9 protein-coding genes are annotated in these 9,227 nt (G+C 64.4%); 5 read left to right on the top strand and 4 right to left on the bottom strand.

The genetic code is table 11. From position 1 onward, the window contains the following. Positions 1–589 (top strand): vWA domain-containing protein (locus tag VJS90_RS06350; RefSeq protein ID WP_324120158.1); only part of this gene is annotated, 589 nt, incomplete at its 5' end. Between the two features lie 10 nt (positions 590–599). Here the strand turns inward: VJS90_RS06350 and VJS90_RS06345 are convergent. After that, positions 600–866 (bottom strand): hypothetical protein, encoded by a 267-nt coding sequence (locus VJS90_RS06345; RefSeq protein ID WP_324120156.1) that lies wholly within the window; start codon positions 864–866, stop codon positions 600–602. A gap of 324 nt (positions 867–1,190) precedes the next feature. On the opposite strand from VJS90_RS06345, the gene VJS90_RS06340 reads away from it, so the two are divergent. Next, positions 1,191–2,516 (top strand): sigma-54 dependent transcriptional regulator, encoded by a 1,326-nt coding sequence (locus tag VJS90_RS06340; protein WP_324120154.1) that lies wholly within the window; start codon positions 1,191–1,193, stop codon positions 2,514–2,516. Positions 2,517–2,694: 178 nt separating this feature from the next. On the opposite strand, the gene VJS90_RS06335 is transcribed toward VJS90_RS06340, so the two are convergent. The 3 genes from VJS90_RS06335 to VJS90_RS06325 form a co-directional block, all read right to left on the bottom strand. Further along, on the bottom strand, positions 2,695–3,903 hold the full coding sequence (locus VJS90_RS06335) for a hypothetical protein (protein ID WP_324120152.1): 1,209 nt from the start codon (positions 3,901–3,903) through the stop codon (positions 2,695–2,697). 16 nt (positions 3,904–3,919) lie between these two features. Then, the gene (locus tag VJS90_RS06330; RefSeq protein WP_324120150.1) at positions 3,920–4,456 is read right to left on the bottom strand and encodes a VOC family protein; all 537 of its coding nucleotides are present in this window, start codon (positions 4,454–4,456) and stop codon (positions 3,920–3,922) included. 90 nt (positions 4,457–4,546) lie between these two features. Then, on the bottom strand, positions 4,547–6,166 hold the full coding sequence (locus VJS90_RS06325) for an NADP-dependent glyceraldehyde-3-phosphate dehydrogenase (RefSeq protein ID WP_324120148.1): 1,620 nt from the start codon (positions 6,164–6,166) through the stop codon (positions 4,547–4,549). Positions 6,167–6,305: 139 nt separating this feature from the next. Here VJS90_RS06325 and VJS90_RS06320 point away from each other — a divergent pair, with 139 nt between their 5' ends. The 3 genes from VJS90_RS06320 to VJS90_RS06310 all read left to right on the top strand — a co-directional run. Next, complete coding sequence (locus VJS90_RS06320) at positions 6,306–8,570, top strand: putative bifunctional diguanylate cyclase/phosphodiesterase (protein WP_324120146.1); 2,265 nt, start codon at positions 6,306–6,308, stop codon at positions 8,568–8,570. A 125-nt stretch (positions 8,571–8,695) separates the two neighbouring features. Further along, a complete protein-coding gene (locus tag VJS90_RS06315) occupies positions 8,696–9,022 on the top strand; it encodes a type II toxin-antitoxin system PrlF family antitoxin (RefSeq protein ID WP_324120144.1) in 327 nt (108 codons plus the stop codon). Then, positions 9,019–9,227 (top strand): type II toxin-antitoxin system YhaV family toxin (locus VJS90_RS06310; protein WP_324120142.1); only part of this gene is annotated, 209 nt, incomplete at its 3' end. The genes VJS90_RS06315 and VJS90_RS06310, both read left to right, overlap by 4 nt.

Genomic DNA, 9,227 nt, shown 5'->3' with positions numbered 1-9,227 from the left:
CCAGGCGGCGGCGTGCGGGCGTGTTGACTGGCTGGCGACCCTGCTCAAGGGGCGCCCGCGCACGCGTGACGACCTGCGCTGGCAACAACGCCGGGCGCAGTCCCCTGAGCTGTGGCTGGTGATCGTCGACGCCTCGGCCTCGACACGGCGTCATCAGGCCTTGAGTCAGGCCAAGGGATTGCTGGCAGCCTTCTTCGATCAGGCCTATCGCCAACGCGCCCGCCTGACCTTGCTGACCGCCAGCGGCCACACCCCGCTCTGGCAGCGCCACGGGCTGAAGGCGTCTACGGCTTTGCAGCCTTGGCTCCAGGCCCTCGGCGCCGGGGGAGGGACGCCGCTGCTCGACGCATTGGAGCAGGCTCGCGGCTGGCTTGAACAGCGGCGCAAGCGCCATCCGCTAGAAGTCCAGCGCTGCCTGGTGCTGACCGATGGGCGCCTGCAACCCTGGCCGGCGCTGGCGCCCTTGCCGTGCGCCAGCCTGCTGGTGGACATCGAGCGCGCGCCGGTGCGCGTGGGCAGGGCGCGCGAACTCGCTGCGCAGCTACAGGCCGATTACCGGCATATCGACAGTTTCAGGACGCTGGGCTGACAACACCGCCTCAGGTGGGCATGGTCCAGGGCTGCAGGCTGTAGCCCTTTTCACAGAGTTCGGCGCGCACTTCCTCGATCAGCACGGCAAGGCGCGCCGGGTCCGAATAGATGCTCGAAGACACCTGCTTGCCGCCGATGCGGGTGCTGGTCCGGTCGATGACGGCCAGGCAGAGCTCGCCGGTACCGTTGGATTGGTCCCAGGCAACGCACTGGAACGGCTCGAAGGCGTGGTCGGCAATCAGCAATGCTTCGTTGACGCGGAGCGGGGCGTTCATGGTTTGCTCTCTCTCTTTGGGTCGCAAACATCGTAAGGAGGGTCCCCAAGGTCAGGAATGCTTCAGCGAGGGGTCATGGTTACTGATGCTCTGGGTCACGGACGAAGTCACACGGTCTGTAAAATTTTCGAGAATGAGGCAACCTTTCGCTACACCTATACCCTTGTAGCGCGGGTGGTTCGGGAAATAGTCGAAGGTTCACTGCACGGTCATTTGGCAGACAGACGGTAGTGGGGCATTGGCGGTTCGTTGCTACTGTTAAATCGGGCTCGCCAACTTGCTGTTTCTATTCGAAAAACTAAAACTTGGCGCCAAGGAAAGGTCATGCTTGAACCTGCATCCACTCGCCGTCTGTTGATCGTTGATCCGTGTGATGATTGCCATCGTCTTTTGCCGGGCCTGCAAGGCGCCGGTTGGGAGGTGCGCAGCGCTACCCTCGGCTCGGCGCTGGAGCATCCCTGCGATGTCGGGCTACTGCGCCTGCAAGCGTCGCACTTGCGCCACCCTGATGCGGTCAAGGACCTGATCAGCCGTAGTAATACCGAATGGATTGCCGTGCTCAGCGCGCAGGAGTTGCGCATGCCGAATGTCGGCGATTTCGTGTGCGAGTGGTTCTTCGACTTTCATACGCTGCCTTTCGATGTCTCCCGGGTCCAGGTCACGCTTGGCCGCGCCTGGGGCATGGCGCGCCTGCGGCTGAAGGGCAGTGTGCCGGTCCAGGAACCTGCCCATGAGCTGCTGGGTGATAGCCGGCCGATGCGCGAGCTGCGCAAGCTGCTGGGCAAGCTGGCGCCTACCGAGTCGCCGGTGCTGATCCGCGGCGAGAGCGGAACCGGCAAGGAGCTGGTCGCCCGGACCCTGCAGCGCCAGTCACAGCGCAGGGACAAGCCCTTTGTCGCGATCAATTGCGGAACGGTCGCGGAGCATCTGCTGCAATCGGAGCTGTTCGGCCATGAGAAGGGCGCTTTCCCCGGTGCGCACCAGCGCAAGATCGGGCGTATCGAAGCGGCCAACGGCGGCACGCTGTTTCTCGACGAAATCGGCGATCTCCCTTTGGACCTGCAGGCCAGGCTGTTGCGCGTGCTCCAGGAAAAGCAGATCGAGCGGATGGGGGGAACCCAGTCGATTCCCGTTGACGTGCGGGTGCTTGCGTCGACCCATGTGAACCTGGAAAGAGCGGTCGACAATGGGCGTTTTCGCGAAGACCTGTACTACCGCCTGAACGTCCTGCAAGTGGTGACCGCGCCCCTGCGCGACCGGCATGGGGACCTGTCGATCCTGGCCAGTCATTTCGCCCATTTCTATAGCCACGAGACCGGCCGCAGGCCGCGCACCTTCAGTGATGCGGCGCTGGCCGCGATGGGGCGCCATGACTGGCCAGGCAATGTCCGCGAGTTGTCCAACCGGGTGCGCCGCGGGTTGGTGCTGGCCGAAGGGCGGCAGATCGAAGCCGCCGACCTGGGTCTGCAGATGCTCGAGGACGAAGAGTCGCCCATGGGCACCCTGGAAGACTACAAGCACCGTGCCGAGCGCCAGGCGTTGTGCGACGTGCTCAACCGGCACAGCGACAACCTGAGCATCGCCGCCAAGGTGCTCGGCGTGTCGCGGCCAACGTTCTACCGGTTGTTGCACAAGCATCAGATTCGCTGAGAGGATCTCCGCGCGCTGACCACGGCGTTGTAGCTGTGTGATCTGGGATGCGCGCGCGGCCCCAGAATCGAATAGGCGTTGCAAGAGCAGCTGGCTAGGCGTGCAGCGCCCATTCGATTCTGGGCCGCTTCGCGCCCCATCGCGGAACAAGCCCGCTACTACGCACACACAACGCCCTCTATCGCTCCCGCATGAAAAACCCGGCTACATACTTGCGAAACGTATCCAGGCTCTTGAAGTCGGCGAAGCGCTTGAAGTTCTCGGTATCAGGCTCGGGGCCCATCGGCTCATGGGTCAGCGACACCGACAGCACCCGGTCCTGGTCGGAGGTAAGCACCAGCTCGTCCATCACCTGCCCGCCGATCACCGGCCGGCGCATCAATACCTTGACGCCTTTGCTGGCCATCCAGTCGATCAGAGACACCAGCATTTTCAGCGGCTCGCGCTCTTCGTCCCGGTACACCGGAAACAGATGCCCGCGCGACAGCACCGGCACGCTGGCCACATGGATCAACTCGTAAAAGCCGCTGCCGGCGGTGGTCGGTGAATACAGCGTCAGGGCGAGCAACGGACCCGGCGTCCGGGCGCCGCCCCAGATCAGGTGATGGCCATGAAAGTCGAAGCCATCCTCGCTGCGGGCATTGAACACCTTGCGCCCCTTGATCTGCTCGATGCAATCGAGCAACAGGCCGTGGCGACGGTGGCTGCCAAACACCGTGGCCTCGCGCAGGCGAGCCTTGAGCATCATCATGTGCTTCATGTCGAGGCGCGTTTCAAGATAATTGCTGGCCGGCACCCGCTCCAGCAACGGATAACGGCTGGCGACGCTGCGCAGCTCGGCGAACTGCGCGGTGAGGTCCTTCTTCAGGTGGGTGGCATAAAGGTTCAGGCCGCTGGTTTCAATCAGCGTCAGCAGCAATGACAGCAGGCGCTGCTGCTCGCGACGCTCACCGCTCTCGCCATTGCCGCCGCCCTCACGAGCGTTGCCGCCCGTGCCCTGGGCCGCGCGTGGATAGTCGCCGATCAGGCGCAGCGGAGTATCCGGCGCGAGCCAGGCGGGAGGTGGCGAGGTATCGTCGCCGCGCTCGGCGGCCTCACGTTCATCCTTGGTGAAGGCGCACCCCGGCGCATGCTCGACGGTGCCCGGGTTGTTCTTCAGAAATACGGTGCCGGTGTGACCGTTGAGGGTCACATTGAGCACGGGCAGGGCATCGCTGCGGCAATCGCAGGCCAGCCAGTGGCCGGCGTTGCGCACCTTCAGCAGCAGCTGATTGGCTTGCAGCAGCGCAGGACCGACCAGGGTCCCGAGGGAAAAGCCGCGCAGCAGGTCTTCCTCGGCCGCGGTAAGGGTACGCACCAGGCCTGCGTTCTTTTCGATGATTCGCATAGGGCAGCTCCAAGCTTCAAGCCGCAAGCTTCACGCAAAGCGGCGACGCTTTCAACGTGCAGCGTGTGGCTTGAGCGCTTGCTGCCCAGGCGCCGGCGAACATCCTGGCCGCGCGGGCGCGGATCTCTTCGACGGTGAGGTCTTCCTTGTGGGTGGAGACGAACCACAGGTTACCGAACGGGTCCTTGAGCGAACCGCTGCGGTCGCCGTAGAACTGGTCCTTGACCGGGCTCACCTCGGTAGCCCCGGCCCGAATGGCCGTGGCGAAGCGGGCATCGACGTCCTCGACGTACAGGTGCAGGCCCACGGCCACACCGTTGAGTGACTGGCTGGCGGTGAGCCCGCCGGATTCGCCGCAGGGCTCGGCGAGCATCAGCGAGGAATCACCAATCTTGAGCTCGGCATGGCCAACCCGGCCATCGGGCGCATCGAGACGGAACATCTCGACCGCGCCAAACGCCTCCTTGTAGAACTCGATCGCCCGGGCGGCGTCCTTGATGCCCAGGTAGGGGGTGATGCTGTGCTGGCCTTCGGGGATGGGTCTGGCGGACATTTCAGGTTCCTCCAAGGGATGGCAACGCAGCAAGGCTTGTACAGTTTCGGCCAATGCGCAAATGCCATTTCCCCATTAAACCGTCACCCGCTAGAAGATGTAGTCAGTGGTCAGGAAACTCGACTGCCGGTTGCGGATGATCTCGCTGATCAGCGTCTTGTTGGCAGGCTGGAACTTGGTCGCCACCAGGGTGCGAATCGAGAACACGCGCAACGCGTCATGCACCGACAAGGTCCCTTCGGCGCTGTTCTTGCGGCCATTGAACGGATAGGTGTCGGGCCCCCGCTGGCACTGGGCATTGAGGTTGATGCGCCCGACCTGGTTGGCGAAGGTGTCGACCAGCCGGCCAACGGTTTGCGGGTCGTTGCCGAATATGCTCAGCTGCTGGCCGAAATCGGAGTCCAGCACGTAGTCGATCACCGTTTCCAGGTCGCGATAAGGCACCACCGGGACCACCGGGCCAAACTGCTCCTCGGCGTACACGCGCATGTCAGCCCCGACCGGGTAGAGCAACGCGGGGTAGAAGAACGAGCCGCGGCTCTGGCCGCCGCCGGCGTTGACCACCCGGGCGCCTTTCGCCACGGCATCGGCCACCAGCCCGTCGAGGTACTCGACCTTGCCGGGTTCGGGCAGCGGCGTCAGCGCCACGCCCGGCTCCCAGGGCATGCCTGGCACCAGTGCCGCGAGCTTTTGCTGGAATTTGTCGAGGAAGGCGTCCACCACGTCCTCGTGGACTAACAGGATCTTCAGCGCCGTGCAGCGCTGGCCATTGAACGACAGCGCGCCGGTGACCGCTTCACTGACGGCGTTGTCCAGGTCGACGTCGGGCAGGACGATCCCGGGGTTCTTGGCATCGAGCCCCAAAGCCGCGCGCAGGCGGTGTGGCCGCGGGTGCAGTTTCTTCAGGTCGCTGGCGGCCTTGTTGGTGCCGATGAAGGCGAACACGTCGATCTTGCCGCTGGCCATCAGCGCACTGACCGTCTCGCGGCCACGGCCGTAGATGACGTTGATCACCCCTGGCGGGAAGCTGTCGCGGAAGGCCTCGAGGAGGGGCCGAATCAGCAGCACGCCGAACTTGGCGGGCTTGAACACCACGGTGTTGCCCATGATCAGCGCCGGGATCAGCGTGGTGAAGGTCTCGTTGAGCGGGTAGTTGTACGGGCCCATGCACAGGGCCACCCCCAGTGGGGCCCGGCGGATCTGGCCGAGGGTGTCCTGTTCCAGTTCGAAGCGGCTCGAGCGGCGGTCCAGGTCCTTGAGGGCGTTGATGGTATCGACGATGTAGTCGCTGGTACGGTCGAACTCCTTCTCGGAATCCTTGAGGTTCTTGCCGATTTCCCACATCAGCAGCCTGACCACCGCCGTGCGCTGCTCGCGCATGCGCGACAGGAAGGCCTCGACGTGCCCGATGCGCTCCGCCACGCGCATCGTCGGCCAGCTACCGCGGCCTTTGTCGTAGGCCTGGACCGCGGCGTCCAGGGCGGTCATCGCGGTGTCGGCATCGAGCAATGGCGCCTGGCCGAGGATCACCTGGTGCTCCTCGTCACCCTCCTTGATCCACACCGGGCTGCGCACCGTGGCCAGCGGCCCCTCCCAGCGCCTGAGCTCACCGCCCACCAGATAGTCGCGTTGTTCCAGCGGCCCGCCCAGGCGCCAGGCGTCGGGGATCTGGCTGGCGGTGGGAAACAGGTTATCGAGCAGACGGTCCATGGCAGCGCACCTCGTGATGTGAAAGGGGGTGAAACGATTCAGTTCGAGCATAGACCCGACCTGAGGAAAATCACCATTCTGGCTCAATATTGCAGGGGCAGCGCCGATACACCAGCAATCGACTTCGACCGCCGGGCCTATGACTTACTCGACGCTTCCCCCCATTGAGCCGCCGCCCGCCAGCTGTACCTTGCGCGGTAGCCTGACTCGTCTGCTGCCGATCGGACTTGCCGTGGTCGGCATCGGCCTGTCGGTGGTGCTCGGCCGGCTGGACATGCAGCGCCAGGAAACCGAGCAGATCGCCAACATCGCCGCGCGCCTTTCGGGCGTGCGCGCCGGGCTTGAGGCCCAGTTGCGCGCCGCCTTCGGTGAAGCCGAGGGCATCGCCCAGCTGATCAGCGCCGACGGGGGTATCAGTTCAGTGCACTTTCGCGGCATGGCCCGCGAAGCCTTGGCATCGGTGCCCTACATGCGGCATATCCTGATGGCCCCGGACGATGTGATCAGCAGTGTCTACCCGCTCAAGGGCAACGAGAGCCTGCTCGGCGTGGACTTTCGCCGGCTGCCGGACCAGTTCCCGATGCTGCAGTGGGCGCGCGAGCGCCAGCAAGCCGTGCTCGCAGGTCCCGTGCACCTGCTGCAGGGGGGGCAGGCGCTGATCTACCGGCGGCCGGTGTTCATCAATGGCAAGCGGGGAGTGAAGCTGTACTGGGGCAATGTCTCGATCGTCGCCGACATCGAACGGTTGCTGCAGGAGGCCGGCCTGCCACCCAAACCTGATTTCTCGGTGGCCTTGCGCGGCGGCGATGGCCAGGGCGCCCGCGGTCCGCTGATCTGGGGTGAAAAACGCCTGTTCGAGCACCCGCGGGTCAGCCTGTCGGTCGATGTCCCGGGCGGCCACTGGCAACTGGCCGCGGCCCCGCGCGGGGGCTGGGCAGCGTTCAACCTGCTGCATTCGCCGTTGTTCCTGTTCGCGCTGAGCTGCACCGGCCTGTTCAGCCTGTTCGTCGCCCAGCTCAATCGCAGCCATCGCCTGGTCAAGCTGCGCAACCGCGAGCTGCATCAGTCCCAGGCCCAGCTCGAACGCCTGGCGCACTATGACGTCATCACCGGCCTGCCCAACCGCGTGCTGTTCCAGCAGCAATTGACCCAAGCCATTGCCGGAGGGCAGGGACTGGCCGTGCTGATGCTTGATATCGACGGTTTCAAACAGATCAATGACAGCCTTGGCCACGCTCTGGGCGACTTGCTGCTGCAACAGGCCACGGCGCGCTTCCGGCAGGAGCTACACACCCGCGACCGCCTGTGCCGCCTGGGCGGCGACGAGTTCGTGTTCATGCTGCAGGGGACCCAGGTGCAGGTGCGCGCGCAGGTTCGCGACCTGCTGCGAAGCCTGCAGCGGCCCTTCGACCTCAATGGCAATGCCGGACTCGTCACCGGCAGCCTCGGCCTTGCCTGGTGCCCCCAGCACGGCATGGACGCCGACACCCTGCTGCGTCACGCCGACACCGCCATGTACGCGGCCAAGGAGGGCGGCCGCAACGCCTGGCGCCCCTATCACCCGGACATGACCGTGCGGCTGCAGCAGCGCCTTGAGCTTGAACGCAACCTGCGCCGGGCCTTGCAGCACAATGAATTCGAATTGTGGTACCAGCCCAAGATCGACCTGTTCAGCGGACGGCTGGAAGGCGTCGAGGCACTCGTGCGCTGGCGCGACCCGCAGCACGGGCTGATGTCGCCGGCAGCGTTCATTCCTCTGGCCGAACGCACGGGCCTGATCATTCCGTTGGGTGAGCGGGTACTGGAGATGGCCTGCGTGCAACTGGCCGCCTGGTGTGCCAGCGACGCGCTGCCGGGGCCGCTGGCAATCAACGTCGCGGCCCTGCAGATCGAGCGCAGCGACTACGTATCGAGCCTGACCGCCGCGTTGCAGCGCCACGACCTCCCGGCCAGCCTGCTGGAGGTGGAAATCACCGAAAGCCTGTTGATGGAGAGCCAGCAACAGGCAGGCCAGGTGCTCGCGCAGCTGCAGGCCATGGGCGTGGCCACGGCGGTGGACGATTTCGGGACCGGCTATTCTTCGTTGGCCTATTTGCGCTCGCTGCCCATCGACCACCTGAAGATCGACCGCGCCTTCATCAAGGACCTGCCCGATGATGACCACGCCGTGGCGATCGCCCGGGCGATCATCGACCTGGGCCATGCCCTGGGCTTTCGGATCACTGCCGAGGGCATCGAAACCCAGGCGCAGTACGACTTTTTGCGCAATGCCGGCTGCGACCAGGGGCAGGGGTATCTCATCGCAAGGCCGATGCCAGCGACAGCCTTGCAGCGCTGGCTTGAAGAGCATCGTGCGCAAAAAGGCGCGCCCGTCACCAGAGCGGGGCGAGGCTTTGGATCATAGTCTCGGCTACCCGCAGGTCGATGTCACTTTGCAGGGAGCGGTTTCTTCTGGGATGCCAGGCTTATTGCGAGGACAATGCAAGTGCATTACTATCACTGGCGTCCTGTCCCTCTCGGAGTTCCCTCATGGCCAGCACCTTCGACGTAGAATCCACACTGACAGATCGTTATCAGACCACTGTGCCGGAAACAGTGCGGCGCGTGCTTCAGTTAGGTAAGCGCGACAAGATTCATTATTCGATCCGGCCTTCAGGCGAGGTGCTGCTCACCCGCGTGGTCCCACGCGAGGAGGATCCTGCGCTGGGGCAGTTCCTGCGTTTTCTCGCACGCGACATTGCCTGCCATCCAGAGCGCCTGCGCGCCATCGATGCGAGCCTCGTGGCTCGCCTGCACTCACTGGTAGGCGACGTTGAAATCGATCTGGACCAGCCGCTGTCGGCGGATGACGAATGAGTGCCGAGGCAGGAAGCCCTCTTTTCGTTCATGGTTGGTCGGTTTTTGCCCATCCCTTGTTTCTGGATCAACTGGAGACGCTGACGCGCCAGGTAACATGCTTGCAACGCAAGGACCCTGAAGGCTACGTCAGAAAAAATGCGACCAAGCGGCTCGCCGCTATCAGCAAATTGGCGTTCGATATCATTCCCCAAGACCCAAGCAA

Source organism: Pseudomonas sp., assembly GCF_035277045.1.
Classification (GTDB): domain Bacteria; phylum Pseudomonadota; class Gammaproteobacteria; order Pseudomonadales; family Pseudomonadaceae; genus Aquipseudomonas.
The sequence above is the reverse complement of the archived record's forward strand: the minus strand, read 5'-3'. Positions and strand labels throughout refer to the sequence as shown.